Raw genomic sequence first — 15,907 nt, 5'->3', positions numbered from 1 at the left:
GGTAAATGCTGTGCCACGTTCTTTGAAGAAAGGTCCTTTTATAGACCTGCATCTGTTGAAGAAGGTCGAGGCAGCTCTGGAAACAAGTGACAAGCGGCCGATCAAAACCTGGTCCCGCCGGTCAACAATCTTTCCGGAGATGGTAGGCCTGACCATTGCAGTCCACAACGGCAAGCAGCACGTGCCGGTTTATGTCACCGAAGATATGGTCGGGCATAAGCTGGGTGAGTTCGCGGCAACGCGTACTTATCGTGGTCATGCGGCCGACAAGAAAGCTAAACGCTGATTGTGAGGTAATAGAAATGGAAGTAGCAGCCAAGTACAAGGGCGCTCGCCTCTCAGCTCAGAAAGCACGTCTTGTTGCCGACCAGGTACGCGGCAAGGCTGTTGAGGACGCCCTGAACATTCTGACTTTCAGCCCTAAGAAGGCAGCGGTTGTGATCAAGAAAGCTCTTGAATCCGCCATTGCCAACGCTGAGCACAACGAAGGTCTGGACGTAGATGATCTGCGGGTTTCCACCGTCATGGTGGATGAGGGCCCAACGCTCAAGCGAATCAAAGCTCGAGCCAAGGGGCGCGCTGACCGTATTTTCAAGCGCACCTGTCATATCACCGTCAAGGTCGCCGACAAGTAGGAGATGCTCAGATGGGTCATAAAGTAAATCCAACCGGCATGCGCCTGGGTGTGATCAAAGAGCACAACTCAGTGTGGTATGCCGACAAGAAGGACTACGCGAAGAATCTGCTGAATGATATTCAGGTTCGCGAGTTCCTGGACAAGCGTCTGGTTAAGGCGTCTGTCAGCAAGATCGTGATCGAGCGCCCTGCTCAGAACGCCCGGATCACGATCCATACCGCCCGCCCCGGTATTGTTATCGGTAAGAAGGGTGAAGATGTTGATCGTCTGCGTCGCGAAGTCAGCGACATGATGGGTGTGCCCGTGCACATCAACATCGAAGAAGTCCGCAAGCCGGACCTGGATGCCCGCCTGGTAGCGCAAAACGTTGCCGGTCAGCTGGAGCGTCGTGTGATGTTCCGTCGCGCTATGAAGCGTGCGGTTCAGAACGCCATGCGTCAGGGTGCCAAGGGTATCAAGATTCAGGTTGGCGGTCGTCTTGGGGGTGCTGAAATCGCACGTTCCGAGTGGTATCGCGAAGGTCGTGTACCTCTGCACACATTGCGTGCAGATATTGATTATGCAACCTATGAAGCGCACACCACTTACGGCGTTATCGGCGTAAAGGTATGGATCTTCAAAGGTGAGATTCTTGGTGGTATGGAGCAGGTCCGTGCTGACAAGAAAGCCTCTGGGAAGAAAGGTTCTAAGTAAAGGGGCACTCTTATGCTGCAACCAAAACGCACCAAATTCCGCAAGGTAATGAAAGGCCGTAACACCGGTCTTGCTCACCGCGCCAACAAGGTGAGCTTCGGTGAATACGGATTGAAAGCGACCAGTCGCGGGCGTATAACTGCGCGCCAGATCGAGGCGGCACGTCGTACTATGACACGTCGTATCAAGCGGGGCGGTAAGATCTGGATCCGGGTCTTCCCGGACAAGCCGATCACCGGTAAGCCGCTTGAAGTACGGATGGGTAAAGGTAAAGGTTCTGTCGAGTATTGGGTGGCTGAAATTCAGCCGGGCCGTATGTTGTACGAGATGGAAGGTGTTTCGGAGGAAATCGCTCGCGAGGCCTTCACTCTTGCAGCGGCCAAACTGCCGGTACAGACCACCTTTGTAACGAGGACGGTGATGTGATGAATGCAACAGAGCTGCGTGAAAAGTCAGTCGAGGAGCTGAACAAAGAGCTGATCGACCTCCTGAAGGAGCAGTTCAACCTGCGCATGCGCAAAGCGACAGGTCAGCTGAATCAGTCTCACCTCCTCGGCAAGGTGAAGCGCGATATCGCTCGCGTTAAAACGGTATTGAATGAAAAGGCAGGACAGTGACATGACCGAAGCTACCCAAACTGCCAGAACTCTGAGCGGCAAGGTCGTGAGCAACAAGATGGACAAGTCCATCGTGGTCCTGGTTGAGCGTCAGGTGAAACATCCTCTGTACGGCAAGTACATGAAGCGCTCGACCAAGATCCATGCGCACGATGAAAGCAATCAGTGCAACATCGGCGACATCGTAACCATTCAGGAAACCCGCCCGGTCTCCAAGACCAAAAGCTGGGCCCTGGTGGAAGTCACCGAACGCGCGTCCAAGGTGTAATTCGCCCGGAGAACAACCATGATTCAGACTCAAACAATGCTTGAAGTCGCGGATAACAGTGGTGCACGTCAGGTTATGTGCATCAAGGTCCTGGGCGGATCTCACCGGCGTTATGCGAGCGTTGGGGATATCATAAAGGTAACCGTTAAGGAAGCCATCCCCCGCGGTAAGGTGAAGAAAGGCCAGGTCCTCAAGGCTGTTGTAGTACGTACCCGTAAGGGTGTGCGTCGTCCGGACGGTTCATTGATCCGTTTTGACGGTAACGCGGCGGTACTTCTGAACAATCAGGACGCTCCCATTGGTACCCGTATCTTCGGACCGGTTACCCGTGAACTGCGTAACGAGAAGTTCATGAAGATTATCTCACTGGCACCCGAAGTACTTTAAAGGACCAGAGGCCGGTTATGAAAAAGATCAAACGAGATGACGAAGTAATCGTCACCACGGGGAAAGACAAGGGCAAACGTGGTAAAGTCCTGAAGGTTCAGGACGACGGCCGTGTGATTGTTTCTGGCATCAATATGATGAAGAAGCACACCAAGCCGAACCCGATGCTTGGCACCCCGGGTGGTATCGTCGAGAAAGAAGCGCCTATCCAGGCTTCCAACGTGGCTATTTTTAATCCGCAGACCGGCAAAGCCGATCGTGTTGGCTTCCAGACCAAGGAAGACGGCAGCAAAGTGCGGATCTTCAAGTCCACGAACGAAGCTGTCGATAACCAGTAAGCGGTGGTGGTTACGATGCTTAACATGAAAGAGCAGTACACTAAGGAAGTGGTACCCGCCCTGCAGAAAGAGTTCGGTTACAAGAACGTTATGCAGGTGCCGCGTATCGAGAAAATCACCCTGAACATGGGTGTTGGCGAAGCGGTTGGTGACAAAAAGCTGATTGAAAACGCTGTGGCGGATCTTGAACGCCTGGCGGGTCAAAAAGCGGTTGTTACCAAGGCACGCAAATCCGTAGCGGGTTTCAAAATCCGTGAAGGTTGGCCGATTGGCTGTAAGGTGACCCTGCGCGGTGAGCGTATGTGGGATTTCTTTGATCGCCTGGTGCACATTGCGGTTCCCCGCATTCGTGATTTCCGCGGTCTGAACCCGAAATCCTTCGACGGTCGCGGTAACTACAGCATGGGTGTTCGTGAGCAGATCATCTTCCCTGAGATCGAGTACGACAAAGTCGACAAGATCCGCGGACTGGATATCACCATCACCACCACTGCCGGTACCGACGACGAAGGTCGCGAACTGTTGAAAGCCTTTGGCTTTCCGTTCAAGAAATAAGGAACGAGTGACATGGCGAAGGTTTCAATGAAAAACCGTGAGCTCAAGCGCGAAAAGACTGTGGCTAAATTCGCAGCCAAGCGCGCCGAGCTCAAGGCGATTATCAAAAACCCGAATACCAGCGAAGAAGATCGTTGGAACGCGCAAATGAAGCTGCAGCAGCTGCCTCGTGATGCGAGTCCCTCACGTCTTCGGAATCGTTGCCAGGTGACTGGTCGTCCCCACGGCGTTCTGCGCAAGTTCGAACTGTCACGGATCAAACTCCGTGAGTACGGCATGCGCGGTGACGTTCCGGGCCTGACCAAGGCAAGCTGGTAAGATAGGCCGCCTGACTTCGGTCAGGTGCCTGTTGGTAAGCGGTGCGGCACGCCGCTGCACAACTAAAAAGATCAGGAGCCTCATACTAATGAGTATGCAAGACACGCTTGCGGATATGTTTACCCGTATCCGTAATGCCCAGATGGCATCGAAAGCTGATGTGACGATGCCGTCTTCAAAAATGAAGGTCTCCGTGGCCCAGGTCCTTAAGGATGAAGGCTACGTAGCAGATTTTTCTGTTTCAGCTGACGCGAAGCCCGAGCTGACCATCACTCTGAAATACTTCGGCGGCAAGCCGGTTATCGAAGAGATCAAGCGGGTCAGCCGTCCGAGTCTGCGCCAGTACAAAGGCGCTGGGGAACTGCCGAAGGTTTCCGGCGGTCTGGGAGTCGCGATTGTCTCAACGTCCAAGGGCGTTATGACAGACCGCGCCGCACGTGCTGCAGGCGTGGGTGGCGAAGTCATCTGCACCGTATTCTAGGAGATACACATGTCCAGGGTTGCCAATAATCCTGTCGTGCTGCCTTCCGGTGTTGAGGTTAAGCTGAACGGACAGGAAATTAATGTGAAGGGCTCCAAGGGAGCTCTCCAATTCACCATTCACCAAGCGGTTGAAGTGAAGCAGGAAGAGGGTTCTCTTCGCTTTGCGGCCCGCGATGGTGCGAAACAGTCCCGCGCTCTTGCTGGTACTACTCGTGCGCTGGTTAACAACATGGTTACCGGCGTATCCACAGGCTGGGAGCGTAAGCTGCAGCTGACGGGCGTAGGTTATCGTGCGCAGGCGCAAGGTAAGAAGCTCAATCTGACACTGGGTTTTTCTCACCCGGTTGAGTACGAGCTGCCCGAGGGTGTTACCGCTGAAACTCCGTCCAATACGGAAGTTGTGATTCGCGGTATCGACAAGCAACAGGTTGGCCAGGTCGCTGCTGAAATCCGCGCGTTCCGTCCGCCCGAGCCTTATAAGGGCAAGGGTGTTCGTTATGCGGATGAGCAGGTCAGACGCAAAGAAGCCAAGAAGAAATAAGGCGGGACTATGAGCGCGAATAACGAAAGATTGCGTCGCGCACGCAAAGTGCGCATGAAGATCCGTGAGCTGGGTACCGACCGTCTGTGCGTTCACCGCACGCCGCGTCATATGTACGCCCAGGTTACGACTGCAGATGGCAGCAAAGTGCTGGCCACTGCCTCCACGTTGGATAAGGAACTGCGCCAGGGTGCAACCGGTAACGTGGACGCTGCCAAGAAGGTCGGTCAGCTGATTGCTGAGCGTGCCAAGGCGGCAGGCATTGAGAAGGTCGCTTTTGACCGCTCAGGTTACCGTTATCACGGTCGTGTACAGGCTCTGGCCGACGCAGCCCGTGAAGCTGGCTTGCAATTCTAAGAGGTGGAGAAGATGAGCGTTAACGAACAGAAGGCGCCTGAGCTCCAGGAAAAGCTGGTTCAGGTCAATCGCGTCGCCAAGGTAGTTAAAGGCGGCCGTATTTTTGCCTTCACCGCACTGACTGTAGTGGGTGATGGCAAAGGACGCGTTGGTTTCGGTCGTGGTAAGGCTCGGGAAGTCCCGGTTGCCATCCAGAAGGCGATGGAAGCTGCTCGCAAGAACATGGTAGACGTGGCCCTTGACGGCACCACCCTGCAGTACGCAGTTCGTGCCCAGCACGGTGGCTCCAAGGTGTTCATGCAGCCTGCATCCGAAGGTACCGGTATTATCGCCGGTGGTGCGATGCGTGCGGTACTGGAAGTGGCCGGCGTACAGAACGTACTGTCCAAGTGCTACGGCTCTACCAACCCGGTGAACGTAGTACGTTCTACCATCAAGGGTCTGCAGGCCATGAAGGCGCCTGAAGATATTGCAGCCAAGCGCGGTAAATCCGTCGAAGATATTCTGGGTTGAAGTCATGGCGAACGCGAAAACGATCAAAGTAACTCTGACCCGCAGCCCGATCGGCTGTCAGCCCAAGCACAAGCTGTGTGTGAAAGGCCTGGGTCTTCGTAAAATCGGTCATACCGTTGAAGTGGAAGATACACCTTCTATTCGCGGCATGATCAACCGGGTTAACTACCTGGTGCAGGTTGAGGAGAACTAAGATGCGTCTGAACGAACTTGCTCCGGAACCTGGTTCACGTCCTTCCGCCAAGCGTGTTGGTCGTGGTATCGGTAGCGGTCTGGGTAAAACTGGTGGTCGCGGTCATAAAGGTCTGAAATCTCGTTCCGGTGGCTCTGTAGCGCCTGGTTTCGAGGGTGGTCAGCAGCCTTTGGCTCGTCGTCTGCCCAAGTTTGGTTTCACTTCCCGCCAGCAGCGCTATGTTGCCGAAATTCGCCTGAACGAACTGGCGAAGGTTGAAGGCGACGTGGTCGATCTGGCTGCACTGAAGAAGGCTGACATCATTCGCGAAGAAATTCGCGAAGCCAAGGTTATGCTGTCCGGTGAGCTGGATCGCGCGGTAACCGTTAAAGGGCTACGTGTCACCAAAGGCGCACGCGAGGCAATCATTGCCGCGGGTGGGAAAGTCGAAGACTAAGACGAGTCGAGGACTAAATGGCCAAGACAGCATCATTGCCTGCGGGCGCCGGAAAAGGATTTGCAGAGCTGCGTTCGCGGCTCTGGTTCGTGTTTCTGGCATTGTTGGTGTACCGGATCGGTGCCCACATCCCGGTACCAGGCATCAACCCGGACCGGTTGGCGGCACTGTTTGACCAGAATCAGGGAACTATCCTGAGTCTGTTCAACATGTTTTCCGGTGGTGCGCTTGAGCGCATGAGTATCTTCGCACTCGGTATCATGCCGTATATTTCGGCTTCTATTATCATGCAGCTCATGACTGCGGTTAGTCCGCAGCTTGAGCAGCTGAAGAAAGAAGGCGAGGCAGGTCGTCGTAAGATCAGCCAGTATACGCGGTATGGTACGGTTGTCCTGGCCCTGGTTCAGGGCTTTGGTATTTCTGTAGGGTTGGCCTCACAGGGCGTCACCTTCAACGACAGCTTCAGCTTCCATTTTGTGGCGGTGGTGTCTTTCGTTTGTGGTGCCGTGTTCATGATGTGGCTCGGTGAGCAAATCACTGAGCGTGGCGTTGGTAACGGTATATCACTGCTGATTTTTGCAGGGATTGTAGCCGGCTTGCCTGGCGCCATCGGGCAGACTCTGGAGCAGGCCCGTAACGGTGAAATGAGCCTGTTGGTAGTGCTCGGTATCGGCGTGCTGGCGATCGCAGTGGTTGGCTTCGTGGTGTTCATGGAGCGGGGCCAGCGGCGGTTGACCATCAATTACGCAAAACGGCAGCAGGGCCGCCGGGTATTCGCCCAGCAGTCCAGTCATTTGCCGCTGAAGGTCAATATGGCCGGTGTTATTCCGCCGATCTTTGCCTCTTCGATCCTGTTGTTCCCGGCCTCGTTGGGCCAGTGGTTCGGTCAGGGCGAGGGCATGGAATGGTTGAGTGACATCTCCCAGGCATTGGCTCCGAGCCAGCCGTTGTATATCATCCTGTTCGCAGCAGCAGTGGTTTTCTTCTGCTTCTTCTACACAGCGCTGATGTACAACCCGAAGGAAGTTGCGGATAACCTCAAGCGCTCCGGCGCGTTCATCCCGGGCATTCGCCCAGGAGAGCAGACTGCCAAGTACATCGATGGTGTACTGACTCGTCTGACGTTGTTCGGGGCTATGTATATTGCAGCAGTGTCCTTGTTCCCTCAGTTCCTGATGGTGGCAGGTAATGTACCTTTCTATCTTGGTGGTACCTCACTGCTGATTGTTGTAGTCGTGGTGATGGATTTCATGGCTCAGGTTCAGTCGCACCTGATGTCGCATCAGTATGAATCGCTGATGAAGAAGTCCAATCTCAAGGGCTATGGTCGGAACGGCTGATACAGCCGTTCCCCTTGAAAACTGGAGTCGACAATGAAAGTACGCGCTTCGGTAAAGAAAATTTGCCGTAACTGCAAAGTAATTCGTCGCAATGGCTCAGTTCGAGTCATCTGCACGGAGCCTCGTCACAAGCAGCGCCAGGGCTGATTTCCAAGAAATCGCTCTGACATTGTAAAAGGGGTTCGGAATAGTAGCGCTTGACTCGCGAGCGGGTCAGGCGCTATTATTTCGCGCCCTTTTTGTGGCGGAAAATTCACACAGCAAAGCTTTGAACGCGGAGTAATTTGGATGGCACGTATAGCCGGTGTCAATATACCCGATCACAAACATGCTGTTATCTCGCTCACCTACATCTTTGGTGTTGGCAAGACAACAGCCCAGAAGCTTTGCGATGCAACCGGCGTTAAGCCGGACGTCAAGGTCAAAGACCTGAGCGACGAGCAGCTTGAAGCACTTCGTACCGAAGTGGGCAAGTTCACCGTCGAAGGCGATCTGCGTCGTGAAGTACAGATGAACATCAAGCGTTTGAAGGATCTCGGTTGCTTCCGTGGTCTGCGTCATCGTCATGGCCTTCCGGTCCGTGGCCAGCGCACCAAGACCAACGCCCGCACCCGTAAAGGTCCTCGCAAACCTATTCGTAAGTAACAGGTAGGCAAACATGGCAAAGCCAGGTACACGTACCCGTAAAAAGGTGAAAAAGACGGTTGTTGATGGCGTCGCGCACATTCACGCGTCCTTCAATAACACCATCGTGACCATTTCGGACCGTCAGGGCAACGTCCTGTCCTGGGCCACCTCAGGTGGTTCCGGTTTCCGCGGCTCACGTAAGAGTACACCTTTTGCTGCGCAGGTAGCAGCTGAAAGAGCCGGTAATGCGGCTGCTGAATACGGCCTTAAAAACCTGGACGTAGAGGTTAAGGGTCCTGGGCCCGGACGTGAATCTGCAGTTCGCGCGCTTAATGCGTGTGGCTACAAGATCACCAACATCACTGATGTGACGCCGATTCCCCATAACGGCTGTCGTCCGCCCAAGAAGCGCCGCGTCTAACACAGGAGACAGTGAAATATGGCTCGTTATATAGGCCCGAAGTGCAAGCTGTCTCGTCGTGAAGGGACAGATCTTTTTCTGAAGAGCGGCGTACGCGCGCTCGATTCGAAGTGCAACATCGAGACTCCGCCGGGTATGCACGGCGCGCGTCGCGGTCGTCTGTCCGAGTACGGCGTACAGCTTCGTGAAAAACAGAAAGTTCGTCGTATCTACGGCGTACTTGAGAAGCAATTCCGCAACTACTACAAAGAGGCCGCTCGTCTGAAGGGAGCAACCGGTGAAAACCTGCTGCAACTTCTGGAAGGTCGTCTGGATAACGTTGTGTATCGCATGGGCTTTGGTTCTACCCGTGCAGAAGCCCGTCAGCTCGTCTCTCACAAGGCGATCCTGGTGAACGATAAGCCGGTCAACGTACCGTCCTATCAAGTCAAGCCGGGCGACGTTGTGAGTGTGCGTGAGAAAGCCAAAAACCAGCTGCGCGTTAAAGGTGCACTGGATCTGGCTGGTAGCCGCGCACCGGTAAGCTGGGTAGAGGTTGACGCCAACAAGATGTCCGGCGTTTACAAGTCAGTACCTGAGCGTACTGAACTGCCGGCCGACATCAACGAGAACCTCATCGTCGAGCTTTACTCCAAGTAAAGCCCAGTTAGCAACGATAGCAGATAGGGGCGTCTATGCAGCGTTCAGTACATGAGTTATTGACACCTCGTACCATTGACGTGAAAGAATCCAGCGCCACGCGCGCCAAGGTGACACTGGAGCCGCTTGAGCGCGGTTTCGGTCATACCTTGGGTAGCGCACTGCGTCGCATTCTCTTGTCTTCGATGCCGGGCTGCGCCGTGACTGAAGCACAGATCGACGGTGTCCTGCACGAGTACAGCGCCATTGAGGGTGTCCAGGAGGACGTCATCGAGATTCTTCTGAATCTCAAGGGCGTCGCCGTAAAGATGAACGGCCGTGACGATGCTGAGCTGACGCTCAGCAAGAAGGGCCCGGGTGTAGTGACCGCCGGCGATATCAAGCTGGACCACGATGTGGAAATCGCTAACCCCGAGCACGTGATCTGTCACCTGAGCGAGAACGGCGAAGTCAACATGCGCTTGCGTGTTGCCCGCGGTCGCGGCTATGAGCCGGCTGACCAGCGTGGTCTGGACGAGGATGAAACTCGTGCCATCGGACGTTTGCAGCTTGATGCTACGTTCAGCCCGGTTCGCCGAGTGGCGTATGCCGTCGAAAGCGCACGGGTTGAGCAGCGTACAGATCTCGACAAGCTTGTTATCGATCTGGAGACAAATGGCACCATCGATCCGGAAGAAGCGATTCGCCGGGCGGCCACGATTCTCCAGCAGCAGCTGGCTGTGTTTGTAGATTTCGATCATGAGAAAGAGCCAGAGCGTGTTGAAGAAGAGGAAGAAATCGATCCGATTCTGCTGCGCCCGGTTGATGATCTGGAATTGACTGTGCGTTCAGCTAACTGCTTGAAGGCAGAAAACATTTACTATATCGGCGATCTTATCCAGCGCACCGAAGTGGAGCTGCTGAAGACGCCTAACCTTGGCAAAAAGTCGCTGACCGAGATCAAGGACGTTCTTGCGTCCCGTGGTTTGTCTCTGGGCATGCGTCTTGATAACTGGCCGCCGGCAAGCCTTCGTGGTGATGACCGGGTTCTGGGCGGTTGATCGCCGATTAGTTTAAGGTAAGGAATCAGAGCAATGCGTCATCGTAAGAGTGGTCGTAAGTTCAGCAGGACCAGTGCGCATCGCAAGGCCATGTTCCGTAACATGACTGCGTCACTGGTTGAACATGAGCTGATCAAGACAACGCTGCCGAAAGCCAAAGAGCTTCGTCGTGTAGCCGAGCCGTTGATCACGCTCGCAAAGAATGATTCGGTTGCAAATCGTCGTCTGGCGTTCTCACGCCTGCGTAGCGATGCTGCGGTAGCCAAGCTGTTCAATGAGCTGGGTCCCCGTTACAGCGAGCGTCCGGGTGGTTACCTTCGTATTCTGAAGTGCGGTTTCCGTGCTGGCGACAATGCCCCTATGGCATTCGTTGAGCTGGTCGGCCGTCCTCTGGACATCGAAGCTGAAGAAGTGGACGAAGGCGAAGAGTAAAATCTTCGCTCTAGTTACAAAAAACCGGGTTCCGAAAGGTTCCCGGTTTTTTTGTGGCTAAAACCTACTTGAGCATAGGCTTCAGATAACGCCCCGTATGGGATGCCGGATTGTCCGCTACTTCCTCCGGCGTTCCCTGGGCAATAATCTGCCCTCCGCCAGAGCCACCCTCTGGTCCCAGGTCGACAATCCAGTCGGCCGTTTTGATCACGTCCAGGTTGTGCTCGATGACCACGATGGTGTTGCCGTGATCCCTCAGGCGTTCAAGGACGTTCAACAGTTGCTGGATGTCGTAGAAGTGCAAGCCGGTGGTGGGCTCGTCGAGAATGTACAGGGTTTTGCCGGTGTCGCGCTTGGACAGTTCCTTGGCCAGTTTTACCCGCTGGGCTTCGCCGCCCGACAGGGTGACCGCACTCTGTCCAAGACGGATGTAGGACAGGCCCACGTCCATGAGGGTTTGCAGTTTTCTGGCGATAAAGGGGACGGCGTCGAAGAACTCTCGCCCTTCCTCTACGGTCATCTCCAGCACTTCGTTGATGTTCTTGCCCTTGTAGCGGACTTCCAGGGTTTCCCGGTTGTAGCGTTTGCCTTTGCAGATGTCGCAGGGCACGTAGACGTCCGGCAGGAAGTGCATTTCCACTTTGATTACGCCGTCGCCCTGGCAGGCTTCACAGCGCCCGCCTTTGACGTTGAAGGAGAATCGGCCGGGCTTGTAGCCGCGGGACCGGGCTTCCTGGGTGCCGGCGAAGAGCTCACGGATGGGGGTGAACAGGCCGGTGTATGTCGCCGGATTCGACCGGGGGGTGCGCCCGATCGGACTTTGATCAATGTCGATGACCTTATCGAGGTGATCCAGGCCCTTCAGGTTTTTATAGGGGGCATGGTTCAGGCTGGTGGCCTTGTTCAGTTTGGCGGCAGACACCGGGTACAGGGTGCTGTTGATCAGGGTGGATTTGCCGGAGCCGGAGACCCCAGTTACGCACGTCATGACGCCCAGTGGCAGCGTAAGGGTGACGTCCTGAAGGTTGTTGCCCGTGGCGCCCGATAACACCAGGTGTTTGCCGTTACCCTTGTTGCGGGCGGGTGGTACGGCAATTTCTTTCTCGCCGCTGAGGTATTGGCCCGTCATCGACGCCGGGTTGGCGATAATCTCTTCAGGGGTGCCGCGGGCAACGATTTCACCACCGTGTACGCCGGCACCGGGCCCAATATCAATGACATAATCGGCAGCACGGATGGCGTCTTCGTCGTGCTCAACCACAATTACGGTATTGCCGAGGTCGCGCAGGTGGGTGAGGGTGGCCAGCAGGCGGTCGTTGTCCCGCTGGTGCAGGCCGATGGATGGTTCGTCCAGGATATACATGACGCCCACCAGCCCGGCGCCAATCTGGCTTGCCAGGCGAATCCGCTGTGCCTCACCACCAGAGAGAGTGTCTGCGCTGCGTTCCAGCGTCAGGTACTCAAGGCCGACATTGACCAGGAACTGTAAGCGTTCCCGCACTTCTTTCAGGATTTTTTCGGCGATTTCACCTTTTCGGCCTGGCAGTGTCAGTTCACTGAAGTAACGGTGAGCGTCGCCTACCGGCAGGTGAGTGATTTCCGGTAGTGTCCGTTCCTCGATAAAGACATTGCGCGCGCCGCGGCGAAGCCGGGTGCCACCGCAGTCTTTGCACGGCTGGGTGCTCAGGTTGCGGGCCAGTTCCTCGCGCATGCTTTGGGAGTCTGTCTCCCGGTAGCGGCGTTCCAGGTTCGGGATGATGCCCTCAAAGGGGTGGGCTCTCTCCATGATCTGGCCACGGGAGTTGACGTACCGGAAGCTAATGTATTCATTGCCAGAACCATACAGCAGTGCTCGCTGAAACGGTTCTGGCAAGTCTTCCCACGGCGTTTCCAGGTCGATGTCGTAATGTTCGGCCACGCTGGTCAGCATCTGGAAATAATAGACCGCGCGCCGGTCCCATCCCTTGATCGCGCCGGAGGCCAGTGTGGCTTCCGGATTCTGGATAACTTTTTCGGCATCAAAGAACTGGCGCACTCCCAGACCGTCACAGGTGGGGCATGCGCCGGCCGGGTTGTTGAAGGAGAAGAGCTTGGGTTCGAGTTCGCTCAGTGAATATCCGCATTGGGTACAGGCATAGCGTGCCGAGAAGGTCTGTTCTTCGCCGTCTCCGGTCATTGGGGCGACCAGCGCGATGCCATCGGCCAACTCAAGGGCGGTTTCGAAACTTTCCGCCAATCGCTGTTCCAGGCCCTCTTTGACCTTGAAGCGGTCTACCACGACATCAATCTGGTGTTTGCGTTTCTTGTCCAGTGCCGGAACATCACCGATGTCATAAACCGTGCCGTCGACCCTAAGGCGGATGAAGCCCTGGCTGCGCATGGTATCAATCACCTGGAGGTGCTCGCCTTTTCGGTCCCTGATCACCGGCGCCAGGATCATCAGTTTGCTGCCCTCAGGCATCGCCAGGACTTGATCGACCATCTGGCTGACGGTCTGGGCCTCCAGCGGCTGACCGTGGTCCGGGCAGCGGGGTTCGCCGGACCGGGCAAAAAGCAGTCGCAGGTAGTCGTAGATTTCAGTGATGGTGCCAACGGTTGAGCGGGGGTTATGGGATGTGGACTTCTGTTCAATGGAAATGGCGGGTGACAGGCCTTCGATGTGGTCAACATCGGGCTTTTCCATCATCGACAGGAATTGCCGCGCATAGGTGGACAAAGACTCTACATACCGGCGCTGCCCCTCGGCGTAGAGGGTGTCGAAGGCCAGTGAGGATTTTCCTGAACCTGACAGCCCGGTGATGACAATGAGTTTGTCTCTTGGCATATCCAGGTCGATGTTCTTCAGGTTGTGCGTGCGTGCGCCTTTGATCTGGATATGGTCCATAACACCTCGCTTGAGTAAAACCACCATTATATCGTTTTCGGTAGCCCCCGGCGAAACTGGTGTTGTGCCGCCTGGGGTATGCGGTCTTGGGTAGTCCCTCACCCGGGGCGCATCTGGTACAATGCGCCGCTCGCAGCGAGTAGCTGCCTTCCCAATTTGTTCAATCCGGCACAGGTAAGCATGAACGCGCTTGAAAAACGCTCTGTAACGGCTTTGGCCTCGGTGTACGCAATGCGTATGCTTGGCCTGTTCATGGTCATGCCGGTGTTCGTTTTGCTCGGTAGTGATCTGCAGGGCGCAACGCCTGCGCTCATTGGTTTGGCGATTGGGGCCTATGGTTTGAGTCAGGCCCTGTTGCAGATTCCGTTCGGCTTGCTCTCTGACCGGGTTGGCCGCAAGCGGATGATCTATATCGGGCTGGTGCTGTTCGCCGTTGGAAGCCTGCTGGCAGCGTCCACGGATTCCATATACGTTGTGATTGCCGGACGGATTCTTCAAGGGGCAGGCGCGATCGCCAGCGTGTTGATGGCCCTGTTAAGCGATTTGACCCGCGAGGAAGAGCGAACCAAGGCAATGGCTATGGTGGGCATTTCCATTGGTCTGTCGTTCTCGGTATCACTGGTGGTTGGGCCCCTGCTGGGCTCGCTCTGGGGATTGTCCGGCATTTTCTATGCAACGGCAGCCATGGCCATGGTGGCCTTGTTCATCGTAGCCAGAGTGGTGCCAACACCCCATGCCCACAGAGTCAGCGCGGATACCCATCCCGCGAGGGAGATGGTCGGGCGGGTGCTGCGGGACGGTCGCCTGCTGCGGCTGGACTTCGGTATCTTCATCCTCCATTTTGCCCTGACGGCGCTGTTTCTGGTGTTTCCCACCATGCTTCAGGACCAGTTGGGGCTGGCCAGTGCTTCCCATTGGTGGTTCTACCTGACGGTGATGGTGACATCCTTCTTCGCCATGGTGCCGTTTATCATCATTGGTGAGAAAAAGCGGGTGATGAAACCGGTGCTTTGCGGTGCCATCGCCCTGCTTTCGCTGGCAACGGCCGCATTGACCGGTGTGGAGCAGAGTCTCTGGCTGGCCTGGGGCGTACTGTTCTTCTTCTTTATGGCGTTTAACCTTCTGGAAGCGAGCCTGCCCTCATTGATCAGCAAAGAAGCTCCGGCCGCCAGCAAGGGGACCGCGATGGGAGTTTACTCGACGTCGCAGTTTTTTGGTGCGTTTCTCGGCGGTGCCCTGGGCGGTTACTTGCTACAATCGGCCGGCCTGGAAGGCGTTCTCTGGTTAATGGCCGGTGGTTTGGCTACCTGGTTTCTGGTAGCGCTGACGATGCCGGCACCGAATTACACCACGAGCTTTGTGGTTGAGTTGGAGCAGGTGCTGCCTGCCGGTTTTGATGAGATTGATGAGACATTGCGCCGCCTGCCCGGTGTGCAGGACGTGGTGATTGTGGAAGATGCGGCAACCGCTTACTTAAAAGTGGACCGTCAGCATTTTCATGAAGATCAGCTTGCGCACTTTGAATTTGTGCGGCAGGGTAAAGGTTCTTAAACAAAGGATGCGTGCATGGACCGCACGCGTTCCGGAAAATCGATCAGGAGCAGATGATGGCACGAGGCATTAACAAGGTAATTCTCATTGGTAATCTGGGCCAGGACCCGGATACCCGCTATACCCCGAATGGCAACGCGGTTGTGAATCTCAACCTGGCTACCGATGAAAGTTACAAGGATCGCCAGACTGGCCAGATGGTACCGAGAACCGAATGGCACCGGGTTGTGCTGTTCGGCAAGGTGGCGGAAGTGGCCGGCCAGTACCTGCGTAAAGGTTCCAAGGTGTATATCGAGGGTCGCCTGCAAACCCGCAAGTGGCAGAATAAAGAAGGACAGGACGTATACACCACCGAGATTGTGGTAGACATCAACGGCCAGATGCAGATGCTCGACAGCCGCGGTGGCGAAGGTGGCATGAACCAGGGCGCTCCCCAGGGCCGTCCGCAGCAGCAACCCCAATCTCAGTATAATGCTCCGCCCCAGCAGCAGGGTGGTCAGGCGCAGCAGCCGTCCGGAGGGTATAACCCACAAGGGCAGCAGGGCGGTGGCATGCCGGAACCGATTGATGATTTTGATGACGACATTCCCTTCTGAATGTGATCCAGCTCATCGACAATCAAAAAGCCCGTGCTTTG

Annotated in this window: 26 protein-coding genes; 25 read left to right on the top strand and 1 reads right to left on the bottom strand. The window is 55.6% G+C overall.

Annotated elements, in window-relative coordinates; all coding sequences use genetic code 11:
* The first annotated feature begins 10 nt into the window (after positions 1 to 10).
* The 23 genes from rpsS (at position 11) to rplQ (ending at position 10,835) form a co-directional block, all read left to right on the top strand.
* Positions 11 to 286: a 30S ribosomal protein S19 gene (rpsS, locus tag ACTZWX_RS15375; RefSeq protein ID WP_061333570.1), complete on the top strand. Its 276-nt coding sequence runs from the start codon at positions 11 to 13 to the stop codon at positions 284 to 286.
* A 16-nt stretch (positions 287 to 302) separates the two neighbouring features.
* Positions 303 to 635 carry a 50S ribosomal protein L22 gene (gene rplV / locus ACTZWX_RS15370; protein ID WP_008940674.1) on the top strand — a complete coding sequence of 111 codons (333 nt, stop codon included), beginning with the start codon at positions 303 to 305 and terminating at the stop codon, positions 633 to 635.
* 11 nt (positions 636 to 646) lie between these two features.
* Complete coding sequence (gene rpsC, locus ACTZWX_RS15365) at positions 647 to 1,330, top strand: 30S ribosomal protein S3 (protein WP_058089998.1); 684 nt, start codon at positions 647 to 649, stop codon at positions 1,328 to 1,330.
* A 12-nt stretch (positions 1,331 to 1,342) separates the two neighbouring features.
* The gene (gene rplP / locus ACTZWX_RS15360) at positions 1,343 to 1,756 is read left to right on the top strand and encodes a 50S ribosomal protein L16 (RefSeq protein WP_044387654.1); all 414 of its coding nucleotides are present in this window, start codon (positions 1,343 to 1,345) and stop codon (positions 1,754 to 1,756) included.
* Positions 1,756 to 1,947: a 50S ribosomal protein L29 gene (gene rpmC / locus ACTZWX_RS15355; RefSeq protein ID WP_058089999.1), complete on the top strand. Its 192-nt coding sequence runs from the start codon at positions 1,756 to 1,758 to the stop codon at positions 1,945 to 1,947. Before rplP ends, rpmC begins: the two co-directional genes overlap by 1 nt.
* Before the next feature lies 1 nt (position 1,948).
* Positions 1,949 to 2,215: a 30S ribosomal protein S17 gene (rpsQ, locus tag ACTZWX_RS15350; protein ID WP_044387650.1), complete on the top strand. Its 267-nt coding sequence runs from the start codon at positions 1,949 to 1,951 to the stop codon at positions 2,213 to 2,215.
* Positions 2,216 to 2,233: 18 nt separating this feature from the next.
* A complete protein-coding gene (rplN, locus tag ACTZWX_RS15345; protein WP_007154005.1) occupies positions 2,234 to 2,602 on the top strand; it encodes a 50S ribosomal protein L14 in 369 nt (122 codons plus the stop codon).
* 17 nt (positions 2,603 to 2,619) lie between these two features.
* Positions 2,620 to 2,940: a 50S ribosomal protein L24 gene (gene rplX / locus ACTZWX_RS15340; RefSeq protein ID WP_061333571.1), complete on the top strand. Its 321-nt coding sequence runs from the start codon at positions 2,620 to 2,622 to the stop codon at positions 2,938 to 2,940.
* A gap of 15 nt (positions 2,941 to 2,955) precedes the next feature.
* Positions 2,956 to 3,495, top strand: a complete 540-nt coding sequence (gene rplE / locus ACTZWX_RS15335; RefSeq protein ID WP_058090001.1) for a 50S ribosomal protein L5 — start codon at positions 2,956 to 2,958, stop codon at positions 3,493 to 3,495.
* Between the two features lie 12 nt (positions 3,496 to 3,507).
* Complete coding sequence (rpsN, locus tag ACTZWX_RS15330) at positions 3,508 to 3,813, top strand: 30S ribosomal protein S14 (RefSeq protein ID WP_058090002.1); 306 nt, start codon at positions 3,508 to 3,510, stop codon at positions 3,811 to 3,813.
* A gap of 88 nt (positions 3,814 to 3,901) precedes the next feature.
* Positions 3,902 to 4,294, top strand: a complete 393-nt coding sequence (rpsH, locus tag ACTZWX_RS15325) for a 30S ribosomal protein S8 (RefSeq protein WP_058090003.1) — start codon at positions 3,902 to 3,904, stop codon at positions 4,292 to 4,294.
* Between the two features lie 9 nt (positions 4,295 to 4,303).
* On the top strand, positions 4,304 to 4,837 hold the full coding sequence (gene rplF, locus ACTZWX_RS15320; protein WP_058090004.1) for a 50S ribosomal protein L6: 534 nt from the start codon (positions 4,304 to 4,306) through the stop codon (positions 4,835 to 4,837).
* Positions 4,838 to 4,846: 9 nt separating this feature from the next.
* Entirely contained in the window at positions 4,847 to 5,194 is a 348-nt protein-coding gene (rplR, locus tag ACTZWX_RS15315) for a 50S ribosomal protein L18 (protein WP_011784258.1), read from the top strand.
* Between the two features lie 12 nt (positions 5,195 to 5,206).
* The gene (rpsE, locus tag ACTZWX_RS15310) at positions 5,207 to 5,707 is read left to right on the top strand and encodes a 30S ribosomal protein S5 (RefSeq protein ID WP_444714674.1); all 501 of its coding nucleotides are present in this window, start codon (positions 5,207 to 5,209) and stop codon (positions 5,705 to 5,707) included.
* Positions 5,708 to 5,711: 4 nt separating this feature from the next.
* Positions 5,712 to 5,900, top strand: coding sequence for a 50S ribosomal protein L30 (rpmD, locus tag ACTZWX_RS15305; RefSeq protein WP_007153997.1), 189 nt, complete (start codon positions 5,712 to 5,714; stop codon positions 5,898 to 5,900).
* 1 nt (position 5,901) lies between these two features.
* Positions 5,902 to 6,336 (top strand): 50S ribosomal protein L15, encoded by a 435-nt coding sequence (rplO, locus tag ACTZWX_RS15300; protein ID WP_022989795.1) that lies wholly within the window; start codon positions 5,902 to 5,904, stop codon positions 6,334 to 6,336.
* A 17-nt stretch (positions 6,337 to 6,353) separates the two neighbouring features.
* Complete coding sequence (gene secY, locus ACTZWX_RS15295; RefSeq protein ID WP_058090006.1) at positions 6,354 to 7,676, top strand: preprotein translocase subunit SecY; 1,323 nt, start codon at positions 6,354 to 6,356, stop codon at positions 7,674 to 7,676.
* Between the two features lie 33 nt (positions 7,677 to 7,709).
* Positions 7,710 to 7,823 (top strand): 50S ribosomal protein L36, encoded by a 114-nt coding sequence (rpmJ, locus tag ACTZWX_RS15290; protein ID WP_004580765.1) that lies wholly within the window; start codon positions 7,710 to 7,712, stop codon positions 7,821 to 7,823.
* A gap of 141 nt (positions 7,824 to 7,964) precedes the next feature.
* Positions 7,965 to 8,321, top strand: a complete 357-nt coding sequence (rpsM, locus tag ACTZWX_RS15285; protein WP_029655315.1) for a 30S ribosomal protein S13 — start codon at positions 7,965 to 7,967, stop codon at positions 8,319 to 8,321.
* 13 nt (positions 8,322 to 8,334) lie between these two features.
* Positions 8,335 to 8,724 carry a 30S ribosomal protein S11 gene (gene rpsK, locus ACTZWX_RS15280; RefSeq protein ID WP_007153992.1) on the top strand — a complete coding sequence of 130 codons (390 nt, stop codon included), beginning with the start codon at positions 8,335 to 8,337 and terminating at the stop codon, positions 8,722 to 8,724.
* 18 nt (positions 8,725 to 8,742) lie between these two features.
* Positions 8,743 to 9,363 (top strand): 30S ribosomal protein S4, encoded by a 621-nt coding sequence (gene rpsD, locus ACTZWX_RS15275; protein ID WP_058090007.1) that lies wholly within the window; start codon positions 8,743 to 8,745, stop codon positions 9,361 to 9,363.
* A 35-nt stretch (positions 9,364 to 9,398) separates the two neighbouring features.
* Positions 9,399 to 10,403: a DNA-directed RNA polymerase subunit alpha gene (locus tag ACTZWX_RS15270; protein ID WP_008174911.1), complete on the top strand. Its 1,005-nt coding sequence runs from the start codon at positions 9,399 to 9,401 to the stop codon at positions 10,401 to 10,403.
* A gap of 33 nt (positions 10,404 to 10,436) precedes the next feature.
* The gene (gene rplQ / locus ACTZWX_RS15265) at positions 10,437 to 10,835 is read left to right on the top strand and encodes a 50S ribosomal protein L17 (protein WP_058090008.1); all 399 of its coding nucleotides are present in this window, start codon (positions 10,437 to 10,439) and stop codon (positions 10,833 to 10,835) included.
* A gap of 64 nt (positions 10,836 to 10,899) precedes the next feature.
* Here the strand turns inward: rplQ and uvrA are convergent, their stop codons facing one another.
* The gene (gene uvrA / locus ACTZWX_RS15260; RefSeq protein ID WP_444714673.1) at positions 10,900 to 13,719 is read right to left on the bottom strand and encodes an excinuclease ABC subunit UvrA; all 2,820 of its coding nucleotides are present in this window, start codon (positions 13,717 to 13,719) and stop codon (positions 10,900 to 10,902) included.
* Between the two features lie 180 nt (positions 13,720 to 13,899).
* Here uvrA and ACTZWX_RS15255 point away from each other — a divergent pair, with 180 nt between their 5' ends.
* Both ACTZWX_RS15255 and ssb read left to right on the top strand, forming a co-directional pair.
* Positions 13,900 to 15,270, top strand: coding sequence for an MFS transporter (locus ACTZWX_RS15255; RefSeq protein WP_444714672.1), 1,371 nt, complete (start codon positions 13,900 to 13,902; stop codon positions 15,268 to 15,270).
* A gap of 56 nt (positions 15,271 to 15,326) precedes the next feature.
* A complete protein-coding gene (gene ssb / locus ACTZWX_RS15250; protein WP_374816049.1) occupies positions 15,327 to 15,866 on the top strand; it encodes a single-stranded DNA-binding protein in 540 nt (179 codons plus the stop codon).
* Positions 15,867 to 15,907 lie beyond the last annotated feature (41 nt).

Origin of the sequence: Marinobacter sp. NSM, from assembly GCF_052380025.1 — a bacterium.
GTDB lineage: Bacteria > Pseudomonadota > Gammaproteobacteria > Pseudomonadales > Oleiphilaceae > Marinobacter.
Note: the sequence above shows the minus strand (reverse complement) of the source record. Positions and strands in the feature narration are given on the sequence as shown.

Excerpts from the sequence above, each read along its gene's own strand:
- rpmJ (WP_004580765.1), top strand. The coding sequence starts at position 7,710 with ATGAAAGTACGCGCTTCGGTAAAGAAAATTTGCCGTAACTGCAAAGTA.
- rpsD (WP_058090007.1), top strand. The coding sequence starts at position 8,743 with ATGGCTCGTTATATAGGCCCGAAGTGCAAGCTGTCTCGTCGTGAAGGG.
- rpmD (WP_007153997.1), top strand. The coding sequence starts at position 5,712 with ATGGCGAACGCGAAAACGATCAAAGTAACTCTGACCCGCAGCCCGATC.
- rplE (WP_058090001.1), top strand. The coding sequence starts at position 2,956 with ATGCTTAACATGAAAGAGCAGTACACTAAGGAAGTGGTACCCGCCCTG.
- rplO (WP_022989795.1), top strand. The coding sequence starts at position 5,902 with ATGCGTCTGAACGAACTTGCTCCGGAACCTGGTTCACGTCCTTCCGCC.
- rpmC (WP_058089999.1), top strand. The coding sequence starts at position 1,756 with ATGAATGCAACAGAGCTGCGTGAAAAGTCAGTCGAGGAGCTGAACAAA.
- ssb (WP_374816049.1), top strand. The coding sequence starts at position 15,327 with ATGGCACGAGGCATTAACAAGGTAATTCTCATTGGTAATCTGGGCCAG.
- rpsQ (WP_044387650.1), top strand. The coding sequence starts at position 1,949 with ATGACCGAAGCTACCCAAACTGCCAGAACTCTGAGCGGCAAGGTCGTG.
- rplF (WP_058090004.1), top strand. The coding sequence starts at position 4,304 with ATGTCCAGGGTTGCCAATAATCCTGTCGTGCTGCCTTCCGGTGTTGAG.
- ACTZWX_RS15270 (WP_008174911.1), top strand. The coding sequence starts at position 9,399 with ATGCAGCGTTCAGTACATGAGTTATTGACACCTCGTACCATTGACGTG.
- rplV (WP_008940674.1), top strand. The coding sequence starts at position 303 with ATGGAAGTAGCAGCCAAGTACAAGGGCGCTCGCCTCTCAGCTCAGAAA.
- rplX (WP_061333571.1), top strand. The coding sequence starts at position 2,620 with ATGAAAAAGATCAAACGAGATGACGAAGTAATCGTCACCACGGGGAAA.
- ACTZWX_RS15255 (WP_444714672.1), top strand. The coding sequence starts at position 13,900 with ATGAACGCGCTTGAAAAACGCTCTGTAACGGCTTTGGCCTCGGTGTAC.
- rpsE (WP_444714674.1), top strand. The coding sequence starts at position 5,207 with ATGAGCGTTAACGAACAGAAGGCGCCTGAGCTCCAGGAAAAGCTGGTT.
- rpsN (WP_058090002.1), top strand. The coding sequence starts at position 3,508 with ATGGCGAAGGTTTCAATGAAAAACCGTGAGCTCAAGCGCGAAAAGACT.
- rpsH (WP_058090003.1), top strand. The coding sequence starts at position 3,902 with ATGAGTATGCAAGACACGCTTGCGGATATGTTTACCCGTATCCGTAAT.
- rpsC (WP_058089998.1), top strand. The coding sequence starts at position 647 with ATGGGTCATAAAGTAAATCCAACCGGCATGCGCCTGGGTGTGATCAAA.
- rplP (WP_044387654.1), top strand. The coding sequence starts at position 1,343 with ATGCTGCAACCAAAACGCACCAAATTCCGCAAGGTAATGAAAGGCCGT.
- rpsK (WP_007153992.1), top strand. The coding sequence starts at position 8,335 with ATGGCAAAGCCAGGTACACGTACCCGTAAAAAGGTGAAAAAGACGGTT.
- uvrA (WP_444714673.1), bottom strand. The coding sequence starts at position 13,719 with ATGGACCATATCCAGATCAAAGGCGCACGCACGCACAACCTGAAGAAC.
- rpsM (WP_029655315.1), top strand. The coding sequence starts at position 7,965 with ATGGCACGTATAGCCGGTGTCAATATACCCGATCACAAACATGCTGTT.
- rplR (WP_011784258.1), top strand. The coding sequence starts at position 4,847 with ATGAGCGCGAATAACGAAAGATTGCGTCGCGCACGCAAAGTGCGCATG.
- rplQ (WP_058090008.1), top strand. The coding sequence starts at position 10,437 with ATGCGTCATCGTAAGAGTGGTCGTAAGTTCAGCAGGACCAGTGCGCAT.
- rplN (WP_007154005.1), top strand. The coding sequence starts at position 2,234 with ATGATTCAGACTCAAACAATGCTTGAAGTCGCGGATAACAGTGGTGCA.
- secY (WP_058090006.1), top strand. The coding sequence starts at position 6,354 with ATGGCCAAGACAGCATCATTGCCTGCGGGCGCCGGAAAAGGATTTGCA.